This is a genomic window from Serratia sp. BW106, from assembly GCF_002607755.1.
Classification (GTDB): Bacteria; Pseudomonadota; Gammaproteobacteria; order Enterobacterales; family Enterobacteriaceae; genus Serratia; species Serratia proteamaculans.
Genome location: NZ_MCGS01000021.1, coordinates 153,699 through 171,854 on the forward strand (window position 1 = coordinate 153,699; position 18,156 = coordinate 171,854).

Below are 18,156 nucleotides of genomic sequence, written 5' to 3' on the forward strand. Positions count from 1 at the left end.
CATAAACCACTAGTGCAGCGGGATCGAGAAGCGGAAACAGGCACCGGTTTGCGGCCGCTCGACCAATTGGATATCGCTGTCGTGCAGCAGCAAGATGCGCCGAACGATCATCAGCCCCAAACCGCTAGCATGACGGCGCGCGCTGCTCAGAATGGAAGGGCGCATGAACAGATCGGCACGCAGCTCCTGTGGAATACCCGGGCCGCTGTCATTGACCTGCACCAGCACCTTGCCTGCCTGTTGCCACAGGCGCACCTCAATCTCGCCGCCCTGCGGCGTGTGGCGGATGGCGTTATCCAGCAGGTTGGTCAGCACCCGTTCAATCATGCTGACGTCGGCAAACACCAGGGGAATACCCGGGGTGATATCTGCCAGCAACCGCTGCTGACGTGCCTCCGCCGCCAATTCAAACTTCTGGAAGACATCCTGCACCAGTTCGCTGAGTGAGAACGGCTCTTTCTGCGGTTTCACCACGCCATATTCCAGCCGCGCCAATTCGAACAGTTCCTGCGCCAATCGACCTACTTTGCGGCTCTGCGCCAAGGCGATCTCCAGATAGCGTTGACGATCGTTTTCGCTCAGATTGGCGGACTTGACCGACAGCGTTTCCAGATAGCCGTGCAGTGACGTCAGTGGGGTACGCAGGTCGTGCGAGATGTTGGCGATAAATTCGCGGCGTTGCTGATCCTGCTGCGAAAGCGTCTGCCACTGCTCGGCAATACGCTGTGCCATGCTGCGGAATGCCTGCTGCAGTCGACTGACTTCATCGCGACCGCCGCTGTCGGCCGGCAGTGCCGCATAGGCTTGTACCGCCGCGATGCCACCGCTGTCCAGCTCACTGACCTGGCGTGTCAAACGGCGGATAGGTCGGGTCACCCAATAAAATGCAAAACCGCCGGCCACCAGGCTGAACAGCACCATCAGGCCGGATGTCCACAGCGCCATGGAGACCGCGGAGTTATGCAAAGCATGGCTGGTTAATGCGTCGTAATCCTCGCCCAGCAGCACCACATACAGATAGCCTTCAACTTGGCCATTGACCTTCAGCGGCGCGGCGCTGAACACTTTTTTGGCGTCCGGATTCCGTGGATCATCGCCGTAAACCGGCATTCTTGCACCTTCGAATAGCGCCTGCAGTGGCTGCAGATCCACCTTCTGGCGTTTCAGATGACCGGCCGGGGCAGCGTTACCAATGATGTCGCCCTGTTTATCGAGCAGGTACACCTCAACGCTGGGATTCACCGCCATCAGTTGATTAAACAGACTATTGACTGACTCCGCGTTCAGCCCATTTTGCCCTAACAGCGGGTTGCTGTCGGAAATGTGCTGCGCCAGATTACCGGACAGCCGTTGGATCACTCCTTGGCTGTACTGGGTGCTGCTTCGGACCTGCATCCAGCCGGAAATGGCGCAGCTGATTACCATCAACAGGGCGAAGATCAGGGTCAGGCGTTGCGTTAGCGTAAGGTTTTTCATGATTCACTCTTGCGGCGCTGCCGCGAATTTATAGCCCATGCCCCATACGGTGAGGATGCGCTCGGGTTCCGCCGGGTTGGTTTCAATCTTGATGCGCAGCCGGTTGATATGAGTATTCACGGTGTGCTCGTAGCCTTCATGCTGATAACCCCACACCTGATTGAGCAGGCTGAGGCGGGAAAACACCTTGCCAGGGTGTTTGGCAAAAAAATACAGCAGGTCGAATTCACGCGGTGTCAGATCGACCGTCTGGTGGTTCAAATGCACTTCACGGGCAATCGGATCTATGGTCAAGCCGTCAAAACTGAGCGTGCCGGCGTCCATCCGCAGGTTACGGCTCATCGCCTCCTGGCGGCGGAACAGCGCCTTGACCCTGGCAACCAGCTCCAGCATTGAAAAAGGCTTGGCGAGGTAGTCGTCAGCGCCCAGCTCCAATCCCAGCACGCGATGTACTTCGCTGGAACGTGCACTGGTGATGATGATCGGCGTGTAGCGCGTCATATTGCGTGCCCGACGGCAGATCTCCAGCCCGTCGATCCCCGGCAACATCAGATCGAGGATCAGCGCGTCCCAGCCGCCCTGTTCCAGCATCGCCATACCCAGATTGCCATCGGCGGCATGGCTGATGTCATAGCCTTCATCGCGCAGATGTAATTGCAGCAGCTCTGCGATATTGCCGTCATCCTCGACGATTAAAATTTTCTTTGGCTTATCCATTCTTCTCACCGCTGATTGCCAGACCTGATTGAAGTCTACACAAGCGACGCAGCCGGAGTTATCACATTTTATTTAACTTTGCGTGAGGTCTTGGGGAACAAATCAGACGGATACTCAACACATCGAAACCGCCACCCTCAGGAGAGCCCCATGGCCATGTCCATTACGCCGGAGAAACCGGTGCTGATCCATCCGCTGTGGCTGCGCCTGACGCACTGGCTGAATGCGCTGGCGATGTTGATCATGGTGGCCAGCGGCTGGCGCATCTATAACGCCTCGCCGTTATTTAACTTCAGCTTTATCAATGAGCTGACATTGGGCGGTTGGTTGGGTGGTGCGCTGCAGTGGCACTTTGCCGGTATGTGGCTGTTTGGCATTAACGGTCTGTGTTATCTGCTGATTAACCTGTTCAGTGGCCGCCTGAAACGCAAGTTCTGGCCGCTCAGCCCGAAAGCCTTGTTGAGTGACCTGCTAGCGGCACTGCGGGGCAAGCTCGGTCACAACGATTTACGCCATTACAACATGGTGCAGCGGGTGGCCTACCTGTTTGTGATGGTGGCTGGGGTGGTGATGGTGCTGTCCGGCCTGGTGCTGTGGAAGTCGGTGCAATTTCCGCTGCTGCGTGAGCTGCTCGGCGGTTATGACGCGGCACGCTATATCCACTTTTTTGCCATGTCGGCGCTGGTGGGGTTTGTGGTGGTACATCTGGTGATGGTAGCGCTGGTGCCACGCACGCTGTTGGCCATGCTGCGTGGACGTTAAGGAGAGCCCGATGAAAACAGATAAACAGCCTATCAACCTGAGCGAAGGGCGGGAGATCGTCAGGGAGGCGCAGCAATTGCTGGCACGCCAACTGGAGTCCTCTTCACGCCGTCGTTTCCTGCGCAATGGGCTGACGCTGGGGGGGATTGCGATGCTCACCGGTTGTGACATTAGCGACAACGCCAATGTGGAACAGGCGCTGAACCGCATCTCGCGGTTTAACGATCGGGTACAGGGCTGGCTGTTCAATGCCGACCATCTGGCACCGGTGTACCCCGAATCGATGATCACCCGCCCGTTCCCGTTCAATGCGTTTTATGCCGAGGAACAGGCACCGGATATTAATGGCGACGACTATCGGCTGGAAGTCAGCGGACTGGTACTGAATAAACACTCCTGGACGCTGCCGCAATTGCACAAGATGTCGCAGATCAGCCAGGTGACGCGCCATATCTGTGTTGAAGGCTGGAGTGCGATCGGCAAATGGGGCGGGGTGCCGTTCGCGGAGTTTCTCCAGGCGATCGGCGCGGACCTGAGCGCAAAATATGTCAGCTTCAAATGTGCCGACGATTATTACACCAGTATCGACATGGCCACGGCGCTGCATCCGCAAACCATTATGGCGCTGACCTACGACGGCCAGATCCTGCCGCGTAAATACGGCTACCCGATGAAGCTGCGCATGCCGACCAAGCTCGGCTACAAGAATCCGAAACATATTCAGGTGATTGAAGTCACCAACCGTTTTCCCGGCGGTTACTGGGAAGATCAAGGTTACAACTGGTTTGGCGGCAGTTAACGACGGCCGCAACTATCCCCCGGCACACAGGTGCTTTTTAAATGAGAGAAGGAAATACCATGAAAAAGTTATTCGCAGTGATGATGTGTAGCGCGTTGATGTTGGGTTCTATCGGTGCCAATGCGGCAGACAGCATGAGCAAAGACGCGATGAAAAAGGACAACATGGGCCAGATGTCTCATGACGGCATGGCTAAAGATGGCATGAAAAAAGACGCCATGAAGAAAGACTGCATGAGCAAGGATTGCATGAAGAAAGACCACATGGGGAAAGATGCGATGAAACACGACGGCATGAAGAAAGACAGCATGGCCAAAGACGGCATGAAAAAAGATGAAATGAAAAAAGACAGCATGGGGAAATAAGTGCTGCAGACTCAGGATAGCCTGAAAACCAAAGGCCACGTGATGTGGCCTTTGGTGTTTATTGCACTGATTAACGCTTACATATCTGGGAAGGTCAGGGTATTCCCCGGCGCCTCACGGTGGATGTGCACAAAGTTCAGGTGTTTTTCATACTGATCGAGGATATCGCCGATCACCTGTTCCTTGCTGTAGTCCATCAGGTCATTGCCCTGGGTGCCTTCCATCAGGAAGGTTTCCAACCGGTAGTAGTGCGATTTACCGGAGCGGGCGCGATAGGTAAAGCCCGGCACGGAGTAACGCTGTGGCCAGATTTGGTAGGTAAAGTTCTGCTCTTCACCCAAATGCACCAGCAACTCCAGATGGTTTAAACGCTCATCTTCGGTTGGCGGCACCTCACTGAACTCCACTTTGGCACCGCGCAACTCCAGCTCACGCGCCACTTCCTGCATCGCCGGCCGGCAACGAGTATCCATCATTTTCTGCGTGTATTGGGTACCCGGATAATTCATCACCCGTGACAGGCGCTGTTTCCAGTTCAACACGTCATTGCTGGACACCGGCATCGGTGCGGTGGTGTTCAGGGCGCTGGCCTTGCGGTAATCCTCTACCCGCAGCGATTTATACAGCCCGGCCATCACGAAGAAGATCACAAAGCTGAACGGCAGGCCCATGATCACCGTGGTTTTTTGCAGCGCGGGCACGCCGTCGGTCATCAACATACCTATGGTCAGCAGGCCAATCGCTACCGACCAGAAAATACGCAGCCAGTTGGGGGCATCATTATTGATGTCGCTAAGGCGCGAGGTGAAGTTACCCAGCACCAGCGAACCGGAATCCGCCGAGGTGACGTAAAACAGCAGGCCAGTGATAGTCGCCACCGAGGCGCTGAAGGTAAAGCCCGGGTACTGCGCCAGCAGGCTGTAGAAACCGCGTTCCGGGTACTGCATCACTTCCTGCGCAAAGGCGGCGTTGCCGTGAATAATCTGGTACAGCGCGCTGTTACCGAAGATCGACAGCCACAGCAGGGTAAACACGAAAGGAATAATCAGCGTGCCGACCACAAACTGGCGGATGGTACGCCCGCGTGAAATTCGCGCCAGGAATAGGCCGACAAAGGGTGCCCAGGCTACCCACCAGGCCCAGAAGAACAGGGTCCAGTTGTTCATCCACTCTACCGGACGATCGAAGGCGAAACTGTTAAGTGTCATACCCATAAAGCGGTTGACGTAATCGCCGACGTTGAGCACCAGTGCATTAAGCAGGAACTCGGTATCGCCGAAGAACAGCACGAACAGGATCAGCCCCAGCGCCAGCAGCACGTTGAGCTCGGAAAGAATACGGATGCCCTTGTTGACGCCGGAGGTCACCGAAATGGTGGCCATGATCACCGACAGCAGGATCAGCGCGGCCTGAACCGTCAGGTTTTCCGGTATGTGGAACAGGACTTTCAGCCCGTAGTTCAACTGCACCACGCCAATGCCGAGCGTGGTGGCGATACCGAAGATGGTGCCCAGTACCGCAGCAATATCAACGCTGTGGCCGATCGGGCCGTTGATGCGCTTGCCGAAGATCGGGTACAGCGCCGAACGGATGGTCAGCGGCAGGTTATAGCGGTAGCTGAAGTAGCCAAGAGCGATACCCATCAGCGCATACATCGACCAGCCGGTCAGCCCGTAGTGGAACAGCGTCCAGACCATCGCCTGGCGCGCGGCCTCCAGCGTCTGGCCCTGGCCTTCCGGTGGCATCATATATTGTGTCACCGGTTCGGCGACCGAGAAGAACATCAGATCGATGCCGATACCGGCGGCAAACAGCATCGCTGCCCAGCTCATCAGGCTGAATTCGGGTTTTGACTGCTCGGGCCCGAGCTTGATTGAACCAAAGCGTGAAGCGGCGATAAACACCACAAATACGATGTACAGGGTGGCGGCCAGCAGGTAGTACCAACCGAAGGTAGTAGAAACCCAATTCAGGGTGCGGGTGATCCATCGCCCGGAGAAATCGGTAAAAAAGATGGTCATCAGCGAGAAGGCCAGGATCAGCCCCGCCGAGGTGAAGAAAACCACAGGATTAAGGCCATCCTTTTGTGGTTTTGAGGAGGTTTCGCGTGTTGTCATCGTCTTCCTCTGTTTTTTAACAACTGAGTAAAATCGTGCCCACACACCAGCCTGAACGACACGCAGGTGTCGCCCGGAAACAGTGCGGATAAAAACGCCGCGGCAATTGCTGTTCTGCTTGCCAAAAGTTGCCGCTTTGTTTGTTAACGAAACGGGAAATCGTTTCGTGGTGGGAACCGCTTACAGACACTGATTTTGGTCAGATTCGTTAAATACCTCACGAAAATCAGCCAGTTCCACAACCGAAAAGTACATATTTGTAACCAAGCGGTAATAAAATATATGCAATTTTTATTGAACGTTCAATCAAAAAAAAGTTTAATAGTTGCCATGAAGACCAAGTTCAGCAGGCGGAAAGACGGTGAAATCTCGCTGCTGAGACGAGGCCGAAGTCGGTTTTGTGAGAGTCGAATTATGCCAAAGGTAGGAATGCAGCCGATCAGAAGGCAGCAGTTGATAGATGCCACGCTGGCCGCAGTCAATGAAGTTGGAATGCATGACGCCACCATTGCGCAGATAGCGCGACGGGCGGGCGTTTCCAACGGCATTATCAGCCACTATTTCAAGGACAAGAACGGCCTGCTGGAAGCCACAATGCGCTATTTGATTAGCCATTTGGGCGAGGCGGTGAGGTTGCGGTTGCAGGCGTTGAGCGACCACCGCCCGGCATCACGGCTGCAGGCGATCGTCGCTGGTAATTTCGACGACAGTCAGATCAACAGCGCGGCGATGAAAACCTGGTTGGCTTTTTGGGCCAGCAGCCTGCACCAACCGCAGCTTAACCGGCTGCAACAGGTGAACGGTCGTCGTTTGTATTCCAACCTGTGCGCTGAATTTAGCCGCGAACTGCCGAAGGCGCAGGCACGGCTGGCGGCCAAAGGGCTGGCGGCATTGATCGACGGTCTGTGGTTACGCAGCGCGTTGCGCGGTGCGGCGTTTAATCAGGCACAGGCGATTGCGCTCACTACCGATTACATTACGTTTCAACTCCGGGGGCACACGCCACCCTGAGGACAACCCAAGGAGAACCTATGTCCCGTTTTGGCTTACAGAAGCTCTATATTAATGGTGCCTATGTAGACAGTACCGATGGAAAAACCTTCAACGCAGTGAACCCGGCGAATGGCGAAGTGCTTGCCGAGATCCAGTCCGCCAGCGCTGAAGACGTCAACCGTGCGGTTGCCAGCGCAGCCAGTGGACAGAAGGTATGGGCGGCGATGACGGCGATGGCGCGTTCTCGTATCCTGCGTCGTGCGGTGGATATTCTGCGTGAGCGCAACGACGAACTGGCCGCGCTGGAAACGCTGGATACCGGCAAGGCGATGTCGGAAACCACGGCGGTAGATATTGTCACCGGTGCCGACGTGCTGGAATATTACGCTGGCCTGATCCCGGCGATCGAAGGGCAGCAGATCCCGCTGCGCGACACTTCTTTTGTCTATACCCGCCGCGAGCCGCTGGGCGTGGTGGCCGGTATCGGTGCCTGGAACTACCCGATTCAAATTGCCTTGTGGAAGTCTGCGCCAGCGCTGGCCGCGGGCAATGCCATGATCTTCAAACCGAGCGAAGTGACTTCTTTGACGGCGCTGAAGCTGGCCGAGATCTACACCGAAGCCGGCCTGCCGGACGGCGTGTTCAATGTGGTCACCGGCAGTGGTGCAGAAGTCGGTCAGTACCTGACCGATCATCCGGGCATCGCCAAGGTGTCGTTCACCGGCGGCGTGAAAACCGGCAAAAAAGTGATGGCTAACGCCTCCGGCTCGACGCTGAAAGAAGTCACCATGGAACTGGGCGGTAAATCGCCGCTGATCATCTTTGATGACGCCGACCTGGATCGCGCCGCCGATATTGCCATGATGGCCAATTTCTACAGCTCCGGCCAGGTGTGCACCAACGGTACCCGCGTGTTTGTACCGGCAGCGCTGCAGGCGCAATTCGAAGCCAAAATTCTCGAGCGGGTAAACCGCATTCGTCTGGGTGATCCTACCGATCCGCAAACCAATTTTGGCCCGCTGGTCAGCTTCGCGCACATGGAGTCGGTGCTGCGCTTTATCGAAAGCGGTAAGGACAGCGGCGCGCGTCTGCTGTGCGGCGGTGAGCGTGTGACGACCGGTGAATTTGCCAAGGGCGCTTATGTGGCCCCGACGGTATTTACCGATTGCCGTGACGAGATGGAAATCGTGCGTGAAGAGATCTTCGGGCCGGTGATGAGCATCCTCAGCTATCACAGCGAAGAAGAAGTGATACGTCGCGCCAACGATACTACCTTTGGCCTGGCTGCCGGGGTCGTCACTAACGATCTGACCCGCGCCCACCGGGTGATCCACCAACTGGAAGCCGGCATCTGCTGGATTAACACCTGGGGCGAGTCGGCGGCGGAAATGCCGGTCGGCGGCTACAAACAGTCTGGCGTCGGTCGCGAGAATGGCCTGATGACGCTGGAGCACTACACCCAGATCAAATCAGTGCAGGTCGAGCTGGGCGAATACGCCTCCGTATTTTAACTATCCCCGCTTTTTCTTTCGCCTGGCGCGTTCGCGTCAGGCGCATTGCCTATTAGGAGATAATCGATGGAATACGATTACATCATTATCGGGGCCGGCTCTGCCGGTAACGTATTAGCCACCCGTTTGACCGAAGACGCTGACGTCAGCGTGCTGCTGCTGGAAGCTGGCGGCCCGGACTATCGGATGGATTTTCGCACTCAGATGCCCGCTGCGTTGGCATTCCCGCTGCAGGGGCGCCGTTACAACTGGGCCTATGAAACCGACCCTGAGCCGCACATGGACAACCGTCGCATGGAATGTGGTCGCGGTAAGGGGCTGGGCGGTTCATCGCTAATTAATGGCATGTGCTACATCCGCGGTAACGCGATGGATTTCGATAATTGGGCGAAGGCACCGGGTCTGGAAGACTGGAGCTACCTGGATTGTCTGCCATATTTCCGCAAGGCGGAAACTCGCGACATCGGCCCGAATGATTTCCACGGCGGCGAGGGTCCGGTCAGCGTGACCACGCCGAAGGCCGGTAATAACGAGTTATTCCACGCGATGGTGGAGGCTGGCGTGCAGGCGGGTTATCCGCGTACCGATGATCTTAATGGTTACCAGCAGGAAGGCTTCGGCCCGATGGATCGTACCGTCACGCCGAAAGGTCGTCGTGCCAGCACCGCCCGTGGTTATCTGGATCAGGCGCGTTCCCGCCCTAATTTGAAGATTGTGACCCATGCGCTGACCGACCGCATCCGTTTCGACGGCAAGCGGGCGGTGGGTGTAGATTACTTGCAGGGTGAGGCCAAGGATATCACCAGTGCGCGTGCGCGCCGGGAAGTGCTGCTGTGCGCCGGGGCGATCGCGTCACCGCAGATCCTGCAACGTTCCGGCGTGGGTCCTGCGTCGCTGCTGAACCGTCTGGACATTGAACTGGTGCACGATCTGCCGGGCGTGGGTGAGAACCTGCAGGACCACCTGGAAATGTACTTGCAGTACGCCTGTAAAAAACCGGTTTCGTTATACCCGGCGCTGCAATGGTTTAACCAACCGAAAATTGGCGCGGAATGGCTGTTCAACGGCAGCGGCATTGGCGCCAGCAACCAGTTTGAAGCCGGTGGCTTTATCCGCAGCCGTGAAGAGTTCGCCTGGCCGAACATTCAGTATCATTTCCTGCCGGTGGCGATTAACTACAACGGCAGCAATGCGGTGAAAGAGCACGGTTTTCAGGCTCACGTCGGTTCGATGCGCTCGCCGAGCCGCGGCCGGGTGCAGGTGAAATCCAAAGATCCGCGCCAGCATCCGAGCATTCTGTTCAACTACATGGCGACAGAGCAGGACTGGCAGGAGTTCCGCGATGCCATCCGTATCACGCGTGAAATCATGGCGCAGCCAGCGCTGGATGAGTACCGGGGGCGTGAAATCAGTCCTGGGCCGGAAGTCCAGACCGACGAACAGTTGGATGCCTTTGTGCGTGAGCATGCCGAAACCGCCTTCCATCCTTCCTGCTCATGCAAAATGGGCGAAGACGAGATGGCGGTGGTGGATGGGCAGGGCCGGGTGCACGGCATGGAAGGGCTGCGGGTGGTGGATGCTTCAATCATGCCGTTGATCATTACCGGTAACCTGAATGCCACCACCATCATGATCGCCGAGAAAATAGCCGATCGTATCCGCCAGCGTACGCCGCTGCCGCGCAGCACCGCCGAATATTACGTGGCCGGTGACGCCCCGGCGCGCAAGGCGTAACCCACATGTCCTCTCGCCGCTAAGGGGCAGGGCTGCCGTAGCAAGCAACCCCTCTCCAAAGTCCTTCCCTGAGGCGAGGGGACAATCTATCCCCGTCATCTTTCAAGCTGTAAATGTGTCATCCCACTTCAGTAGGGGACAATATATTTGTCCCGCTTAAGCCGGCAGGGCGATCGCCTGATCGAAACTGTTGGGTGTTGCCATGCGCCACATGCGCGCATAGAAATCGCTTTCGATCTCTTGTTTCAGCAGTGCGCCGGGTTCCAGATAGTAGTAGATGTCGGCGTAGACCTTGATTTCCGTTGAGGTAATGCGGCGCAGCATATGGTGCGAGGTCAGCTGTTCCGGGCGACTGACCCCGGCTGCCGCCAACATTTCCGCCAGCGCTTTTACCGTATTCTGGTGGAAATGATAAACGCGCTCCGCTTTGTTCGGTACCACCAGCGCTTTTTGTCGTAGCGGATCCTGGGTGGCAACACCGGTTGGGCAGTGATTGGTGTGGCAACTCTGTGACTGAATGCAGCCGACGGCGAACATAAAGCCGCGTGCGGAGTTCACCCAATCGGCACCCAGTACCAATACGCTGGCGATATCGAAGGCGCTGATGATTTTGCCGCTGGCACCGACTTTGACCTTGTCACGCAACCCGCAGCCGACCAGGGTGTTATGCACAAACAGTAATCCTTCGCGCAGCGGCATGCCCATATAGTTGGACAGCTCAAGTGGCGCGGCACCGGTCCCACCTTCCTTACCGTCCACCACGATAAAGTCCGGCAATATTTGGGTTTGCAGCATGGCTTTGACGATGGCGACAAACTCCCATGGGTGGCCGATACACAGCTTGAAACCCACGGGTTTTCCGCCGGAGAGTTCGCGTAGCTGCTGAATGAAGTGCATCATTTCCACGGGGGTGCTGAAGGCACTGTGCGAGGCCGGAGAAATACAGTCGACCCCTTCTGGGACGCCGCGCGTCGCGGCAATTTCCGCATCCACTTTTTTAGCCGGCAGAATGCCGCCATGGCCCGGCTTGGCCCCCTGACTGAGTTTGATTTCAATCATTTTGACCTGCGGGTTTTTAGCCTGTTCGGCAAAGCGCTGCGGATCAAAATGGCCGTCGGCGGTACGGCAGCCAAAATAACCACTGCCCAGTTCCCACACCAGGTCACCGCCGTTCTCTCGGTGATAGCGGCTAATACTGCCTTCACCGGTGTCGTGGTAGAAATTACCTTTCGCTGCACCCAGGTTGAGAGCACGAATAGCGTTGGCCGACAGGGCGCCGAAACTCATGGCGGAGATGTTGAAAATAGAGGCGGAGTAGGGCTGGCTGCAGCCTGGGCCGCCGATCGCCACGCGAAAACTGGTCGGGTCGGACACCTCCACTGGGCGCATGGAATGGCCGATGCATTCATAGCCGGTTTGATAAACATCCAACTGGGTGCCGAACGGTTTGTCACCCATCTCGTTTTTGGCACGACGATAAACCAGCGTGCGTTGGGTGCGTGAGAACGGGATCTGCGCGTTATCTTCTTCCAATAAATACTGGCGTATTTCCGGGCGGATAAATTCGAAGAAAAAGCGCAGACGGCCGATGATCGGGTAGTTACGGCAGATAGCGTGGCGCTGTTGGGTCAGATCGTAAATACCCAGTGCGCTCAGACCACCAAAAATGATCGTTGGCAGCCAAAACCAGGGCCGGTGCGGCAATAGTGCCAATGACACCAGTGTCAGCAAGAGACTCAACACAAGACAGGTATAACGGCTGAATAAGGATGACTTCATAACATCTCCTGATGTTTTTTTTGATCCAGACGACATGGCTCACGGGAAATTTCCGTGGCTGGATCCTAACCAACAGGCAGAAGTGTTATGTGGCTGTTACTGCTTTATCGTTCATTGTTACATTATTTTAACGTTGCCAAGGGGGAAAGGCCGCCGGGCGGCGGCCTGAAGGTTTACTTGCTGGCGACGAAGATAGTGCTCATGCTGCGCAAACGCAGTTTTTTCATCGCACTGTATTTCTGAGAGAAAATGGTTTTGGGATGAGTGCCGCGCTTTTGGGCAATATGCAGCAGGCTGTCGCCACGCAACAAATTGAAAATAACGTCACTTTCCGCCGGGCTGAGTTCCCGGGTTTTCTGCATTTTTATCCCGCCGGGCTCTTTGCTTTCCAACAGGTTTTGTATTTTTTCCTGTAGCGAATAAAGTGGAATGCGCGTCGAGACCAATTCAACGGAAATCCCCAGGATCGATAATAACTTTACTACGCGCTCGTCGTCATAAAACACCAGCAGGCGTGTTTTTGAGTTGTATTGCTGATGTAAAGACACCAGGCTTTCAATGACGTTGACGCTTTGCTCCAGATTTTGTGAGGTGAAGATCAGGGCGATGTCGTGCTTAATTATTTTCTCCGCCTTGGCTCCGCCGTGCATGAAATCCGAGAACAGTCTGATATCGTACTTACCGTAATGTTTTTTCAGTAATACCGAAAGGCCGACATAGCTGTACTTACACTCACTAATCACAAGGACATTGTTTTTAGACATAATGGCAAACACCCATAATGAGTTAAAAGTATTCAGCTGTAAGAAGCGAGTTCAAATCCTTGATGTCGGATTCCTTCCACAGCTTTCCCTGCAGTGCGTAATATGGCATTTCGTCCAGCCATCTTTTATGTTCGGGAGTTTCTACCCCTTCGATAATCACCTTGTAATGATTAAGGTGAAAAAAACGCAATAAAGCGCGCATTAAACCGTCACCGCCGGACTTTTTCATAAAGTCCCACAATAAAAAACGGTCGAGTTTAACGAAGCGGAACTGGCTGTTATACAACGCAGAAAAACCCGCGTAGCCAGAACCAAAATCATCGAGCCAAAATGAATAGCTCTTCAGTGAGGGATCGCCATGGACGCGATCTTTTACCAGTCGGGTTGAGTTCTCACTGATTTCGAAATGAATACAGCGAGTAGCACTGATTCTTTCTGCAAAATGGCTATTGGCCAAAGATCTCAGAGAATGGTCGTCCACATTTAATGTGGCTATCACCTGATTGTCGCGAAACCAGTGGTTATATTTCTCTATCAGACTGACTTGATCTAACAGAATCTCAATCCGAGTGGCGCTATCGGCAGTGCGAAAGAATTGTTCAGGAGAAAAATGCGCATATTCACTATTAAAAGTGAATCGTGACAGGCACTCAACGGCCAGCAATTGTCCAGATTTTGCGAACATAGGCTGGAAAACATAATTAATTCCGTTATTTTTCTCTCTAAAAGAACTGCGCATTCCTCAATCCCTTGATTGATATACAAACGTCTGTTTTATAACGAAAATAAAATAAAATCAGTCTGTTTATAGGTAAATATCTTATTTGATGTAGCCAAGATGAGCAATGCCGCTTACAGACCCTTAAATGCGCAATTTGTCGCGAAGTCTAAACCGCTCAAAATGTAATAAAATGTTAATAAACGGAATAATATGCTGTTAATCAAGCCTTAAGGCAAAATCTCCAACTGCATGCCTTTCTAAATCACAGATTATTCCTATTCGATTGAATCGTCAACATCGATCGATAGGTATTTATTGATAGTTTATTCCTATCAAGAGGGGGGTTATGAATGTTTTAAACGATTTAACAATAAGAATACGCTTAGTCTATATTTCGTCCGGCAATGGGTTCATCGAGGCAACATTCCTTTTAAGCAAGGAGTGCTATCGCTGAGTGTATGCTCAGTGCCGGGTCGGTATATATTCATCTGTCACTGAATCGATTATTTTATTGTTTTTCTATGGAGCTGGAAATGAAAAAAGTATTATTGCCTTTGGCCGCGCTGGTATTGTCTGTAACTGCTTCCAACGCAATGGCAGCAAATGGCACCGTTAAGTTCACCGGTGAAATCAAACAGTCTACTTGCGAAGTAACTAGCGATACTCAAAATAAAGAAGTTTACCTGGGTACTTACCCAACTTCTGCTTTTGCAAATATCGGTGATAAATCTGCATCTAAAGCTTTCCAGATCTCTCTGGATAAATGTGATGCTGGCGATTACAGCCTGCGTTTCGACGGTAACACCGTTGCCGGCAACCCAGACCTGCTGTCCGTAAGCAACGTTGGCGGTACCGGTACTGCGGCAACTGGCGTGGGCATCGAAATCACCGATAACAACAACAAGCCTTTCGCTATCGGCGATGGCTCTAACATCAAAGATGACGTTGCTAAAGTTACCGTTGATGCATCAGGTAAAGCGACCTTCAACCTGCAAGCTCGCTACCGTTCATTCAGTGCTGTGACTGCTGGTCTGGCTAACGCTACCAGCCCGTTCACCATCGAATACAAATAATCGACCTTTTAGGATATTGACGGCCAAGGATGGCCCGTAGAGGAAACCGATGAAAAAGTTCTTTGCTGCTCTGCTGATGCTGGGCACTTTTAGCAGCTACGCCGGGATCCAGGTTGATGCCACCCGCGTAATCTATAACGGCACTGATAAATCTGCCTCTCTGCCAATCCATAATGATGCTGCTGAAGCCTATATGGTGCAGACCTGGCTGGATACTGGTGACAGGAATCAGGTACCTAAGAATCTGCCTATTGTGGTTGTTCCCCCGATCCTGAAATTGGATGGTGCAAAAACGGCAATCTTGCGTTTTATCTATTCCGGCAATGGCTTCCCGCAGGATAAAGAAACTCTGCTGTGGATTAACGTGCAGGAAATACCACCGGCCCCGAAGCTGGAAAATGTGCTTCAGGTTGCGGTACGTACCCGAATCAAACTTTTTTACCGCCCGACGACGTTGAAAACCACGTTGGATGAGCAGGTGCAAAAATTGCGCTGGCAGCGTGAAGGTTCACGTTTGCAGGCGATTAACGATGGCCCTCTGCATATTACTTTTGGGGCCCTGCATTTGAAAAATAGCGCGGGAAAAACCGTGGATGTGGACGCCAATATGGTGAATCCAGGCGATCGCCTGTCGATTGATATCCCCGCGGGCGCTAACGTTAATAATAAGATTTCCTTCAGTTATATCAACGATTTTGGCGGTAGAACGGAAGTCAAGGACGTTCCAGTACAATAAGAGAGACAGGGAATGGTATATCAACGGAAAGTAGCATGCGGAATGACGCGGCTGACAAAGTTCATCCGGATCGCAATTATTGCCGCCGGTGCGCCGATGTTATGGAGTGAGGCGGCGCTGGCAGACTTTAATATGTCGTTTGTTCACGGCAATGAAAACCTGAGCAATGCTGAAGCTGTTGCTCAGGGTGATGCTTTGCAGCCGGGCGTCTACCCATTTGATATTTATGTCAACCTGAACCAGGTTGATCATAAAGATATTACTTTTCGTCAGGCCAAGGGACAGGCTGCTTCTCAGCCCTGTCTTAAAGTTGAAGATCTGCTGAACTACGGCATCAAACTGCCGCAAACGCTGCCAGCGGGTAGCTGTGTTGATTTACCGGCGGTGATCAAAGACGCCACCGTCAGCTATGATGCGGGGGTGCAGCAGATCAATATCTCCGTGCCGCAGACCATGATGGAACTCAGCGCCAGAGGCGCAATCCCGGCCAGCATGTATGACGAAGGCATTAATGCTCTGTTCGCCAACTATACTTTCAATTATAACAAGAACAGTTATAGCCGTGATGATGCCGATGACAGCGAATACACCTTCCTGTCGTTGAACAGTGGCGTTAATCTCGGAAGATGGCGCCTTCGTAACAACTCCACCCTGGATAAACAGAGTGGCAGCAGCTCCAACTGGACCAACATCTCTTCCTGGGCAGAAACGGATATTGCGCCATGGCGCAGCCGTCTGATCATGGGGCAGGCCAGTACCAATAATAACGTGTTCAACAGTTTCCAGTTCCGCGGTGTTCAATTGTCCAGCGTGGACGATATGTTGCCAGACAGCCTGCGCGGGTATGCGCCGGTTGTTCGCGGTATTGCTGCGACCAACGCCCGAGTAGAGATCCGCCAGAACGGCTATGTTATCTACAGTACTAACGTGGCTCCGGGGCCTTTTGAGATCCATGATGTTTATCCACATACCAATAACGGTGACCTGAACGTCACAGTTAACGAAGCCGACGGTTCACATAAAAGTTTCAGCGTGGCTTATTCCTCCGTGGCTAATATGCTGCGTGAAGGCATTTGGAACTTCCAGCTGACTGCCGGTAAATACCATAACGGTAACGGCGGTTATCAGCCTAATTTGATTCAGGGTACGTTGGCACGTGGCTTAAACTATGGCCTGACGCCTTTTGGCGGGGTCGTTATGGCTGAGCATTATCGCTCTGCCGCGCTGGGTATAGGTAAAAGCCTGGGTTCCTGGGGGGCAGTGTCGGTAGATGGGTCTATTTCAGATACCGAACTGGCTAACGGCGATCGCAAGCAGGGTCAGAGCTTCCGCTTCCTGTATTCCAAATCTTTGAACCAGATGGGTACCAATTTCCAGTTGGCGGGTTACCGCTATGCGACCTCCGGCTATTACGATTTGGGCGATGCAGTCGAAGAGCGTAACCGCTGGCGCAATGGGGTCTACGCCAATGACTATTGGGATCCTAACGATCTGAAACCTGGCCAACCTTCCTGGAGTAACAACCAGAAGCGTACTCGCTATACCGCCCGTTACGGCAACAAACGCGAGCGTGTTGAACTGTCCCTCAGCCAGCAGCTGTGGGCGGGTGCCAGCCTTTATGCCAACGTTAGCCATCAGAACTATTGGGGCGTATCGGGTAACGATCGCACCGTTCAGTTAGGTTATAACGACGGTTATAAACGCATTTCTTACGGCGTCTATGTCCAGGATACTCGCGGACAGTACGGCTATTCCGATCGCAGCGTAAACTTTACCGTTTCTATGCCACTGGATTGGGGTCAGAACAATAATTCAACCACGGCCAACTTCAGCGCGGCGCACAGTAAGCAAAGTGGCGACAGCTATTCCACCGGCATCAGCGGCACCATGCTGGACGACCGTCGTATGAACTACTCGGTCTCTACCGGCCACACGCAATCTTCCGGTCAGAGCAGTAACCTGAACCTCGGTTACAGCAGCAGTGTGGGTAACATTGATGGCAGTTACGCGTATAGCTCTAATTATCGTCAAGCTGGGGTAGGTTTGTCGGGTGGTCTGCTGGTGCATTCCGGCGGAGCAACCTTAACGCAACCGCTGCAGAACACCATTTTGTTGGTTGAAGCCAAGGACGCCAAAGGCGTACGTCTGGAAAACCAACCGGGCGTGACGATTGACCGTTTCGGTTATGCCGTAGTGCCATCGGCAAACCCATACCGCTTCAACTATGTTGCGTTACGCACTGAAGATTTCGGCCCAGGCCTGGATGTGCCTATTGCCAGTAAACAAGTGGTGCCAACCGAGAAGTCGGTGGTCAAGGTGACCTTTGACACTTTCAAAGGGGTCAGTCTGTTGATTCATGCTCAACTCGGGGATAACAACTATCCCGCCATCGGTGCCGGCGTGTTCAATGAAGATGGCCGCAACAGCGGGACCGTGGGTCTGAATGGCGATACCTATGTTTCTGGTGTGAAGCCAGGTGAAAAACTGACCATTAAATGGGGCCCGAAAGCCGATCAGCAGTGTGTACTGCCGATCCCGGCCAGCGTGGGTAATCAACAAACTGGTATGGGATATCAGGAACTGACTCTGCAATGCCAAAAACTGTAAGG

At 53.8% G+C, this 18,156-nt stretch carries 15 protein-coding genes; 9 read left to right on the plus strand and 6 right to left on the minus strand.

Going from position 1 to position 18,156, the window contains the following annotated elements:
• Positions 1-9: 9 nt before the first annotated feature.
• Both BEI65_RS15325 and BEI65_RS15330 read right to left on the minus strand, forming a co-directional pair.
• Positions 10-1,476 (minus strand): HAMP domain-containing sensor histidine kinase, encoded by a 1,467-nt coding sequence (locus tag BEI65_RS15325; protein ID WP_099064069.1) that lies wholly within the window; start codon positions 1,474-1,476, stop codon positions 10-12.
• A 3-nt stretch (positions 1,477-1,479) separates the two neighbouring features.
• The gene (locus tag BEI65_RS15330; protein ID WP_099064070.1) at positions 1,480-2,193 is read right to left on the minus strand and encodes a response regulator transcription factor; all 714 of its coding nucleotides are present in this window, start codon (positions 2,191-2,193) and stop codon (positions 1,480-1,482) included.
• A 150-nt stretch (positions 2,194-2,343) separates the two neighbouring features.
• Here BEI65_RS15330 and BEI65_RS15335 point away from each other — a divergent pair, with 150 nt between their 5' ends.
• From BEI65_RS15335 to BEI65_RS15345, 3 genes are read left to right on the plus strand one after another with little or no spacing between them, the layout of a single operon-like run.
• Positions 2,344-2,955 (plus strand): cytochrome b/b6 domain-containing protein, encoded by a 612-nt coding sequence (locus BEI65_RS15335; protein ID WP_099064071.1) that lies wholly within the window; start codon positions 2,344-2,346, stop codon positions 2,953-2,955.
• A gap of 10 nt (positions 2,956-2,965) precedes the next feature.
• Entirely contained in the window at positions 2,966-3,754 is a 789-nt protein-coding gene (locus tag BEI65_RS15340) for a molybdopterin-dependent oxidoreductase (RefSeq protein ID WP_099064072.1), read from the plus strand.
• Between the two features lie 59 nt (positions 3,755-3,813).
• Positions 3,814-4,119 (plus strand): pentapeptide MXKDX repeat protein, encoded by a 306-nt coding sequence (locus BEI65_RS15345; protein ID WP_099064073.1) that lies wholly within the window; start codon positions 3,814-3,816, stop codon positions 4,117-4,119.
• Between the two features lie 77 nt (positions 4,120-4,196).
• Here BEI65_RS15345 and BEI65_RS15350 read toward each other — a convergent pair whose 3' ends face one another.
• On the minus strand, positions 4,197-6,236 hold the full coding sequence (locus BEI65_RS15350) for a choline transporter (RefSeq protein ID WP_099064074.1): 2,040 nt from the start codon (positions 6,234-6,236) through the stop codon (positions 4,197-4,199).
• Positions 6,237-6,650: 414 nt separating this feature from the next.
• On the opposite strand from BEI65_RS15350, the gene betI reads away from it, so the two are divergent.
• From betI to betA, 3 genes are all read left to right on the plus strand, one after another.
• Entirely contained in the window at positions 6,651-7,247 is a 597-nt protein-coding gene (gene betI / locus BEI65_RS15355) for a transcriptional regulator BetI (protein ID WP_099064075.1), read from the plus strand.
• 20 nt (positions 7,248-7,267) lie between these two features.
• A complete protein-coding gene (gene betB / locus BEI65_RS15360; RefSeq protein WP_099064076.1) occupies positions 7,268-8,740 on the plus strand; it encodes a betaine-aldehyde dehydrogenase in 1,473 nt (490 codons plus the stop codon).
• A 66-nt stretch (positions 8,741-8,806) separates the two neighbouring features.
• On the plus strand, positions 8,807-10,474 hold the full coding sequence (gene betA, locus BEI65_RS15365; RefSeq protein WP_099064077.1) for a choline dehydrogenase: 1,668 nt from the start codon (positions 8,807-8,809) through the stop codon (positions 10,472-10,474).
• 156 nt (positions 10,475-10,630) lie between these two features.
• Here the strand turns inward: betA and BEI65_RS15370 are convergent, their stop codons facing one another.
• The 3 genes from BEI65_RS15370 to BEI65_RS15380 all read right to left on the minus strand — a co-directional run bounded on the left by BEI65_RS15370 (position 10,631) and on the right by BEI65_RS15380 (position 13,756).
• Positions 10,631-12,253: an FMN-binding glutamate synthase family protein gene (locus tag BEI65_RS15370; protein ID WP_099064078.1), complete on the minus strand. Its 1,623-nt coding sequence runs from the start codon at positions 12,251-12,253 to the stop codon at positions 10,631-10,633.
• A gap of 173 nt (positions 12,254-12,426) precedes the next feature.
• Complete coding sequence (locus BEI65_RS15375; protein ID WP_061807054.1) at positions 12,427-13,017, minus strand: LuxR family transcriptional regulator; 591 nt, start codon at positions 13,015-13,017, stop codon at positions 12,427-12,429.
• 22 nt (positions 13,018-13,039) lie between these two features.
• The gene (locus BEI65_RS15380) at positions 13,040-13,756 is read right to left on the minus strand and encodes an EAL domain-containing protein (protein ID WP_099064079.1); all 717 of its coding nucleotides are present in this window, start codon (positions 13,754-13,756) and stop codon (positions 13,040-13,042) included.
• A 515-nt stretch (positions 13,757-14,271) separates the two neighbouring features.
• Between BEI65_RS15380 and BEI65_RS15385 the strand changes: the two genes are divergently transcribed.
• From BEI65_RS15385 to BEI65_RS15395, 3 genes are read left to right on the plus strand one after another with little or no spacing between them, the layout of a single operon-like run.
• The gene (locus tag BEI65_RS15385; RefSeq protein ID WP_099064187.1) at positions 14,272-14,811 is read left to right on the plus strand and encodes a fimbrial protein; all 540 of its coding nucleotides are present in this window, start codon (positions 14,272-14,274) and stop codon (positions 14,809-14,811) included.
• Between the two features lie 49 nt (positions 14,812-14,860).
• Positions 14,861-15,547, plus strand: coding sequence for a molecular chaperone (locus tag BEI65_RS15390; RefSeq protein WP_099064080.1), 687 nt, complete (start codon positions 14,861-14,863; stop codon positions 15,545-15,547).
• Positions 15,548-15,589: 42 nt separating this feature from the next.
• On the plus strand, positions 15,590-18,154 hold the full coding sequence (locus tag BEI65_RS15395; RefSeq protein WP_232519101.1) for a fimbria/pilus outer membrane usher protein: 2,565 nt from the start codon (positions 15,590-15,592) through the stop codon (positions 18,152-18,154).
• Positions 18,155-18,156: the final 2 nt, after the last annotated feature.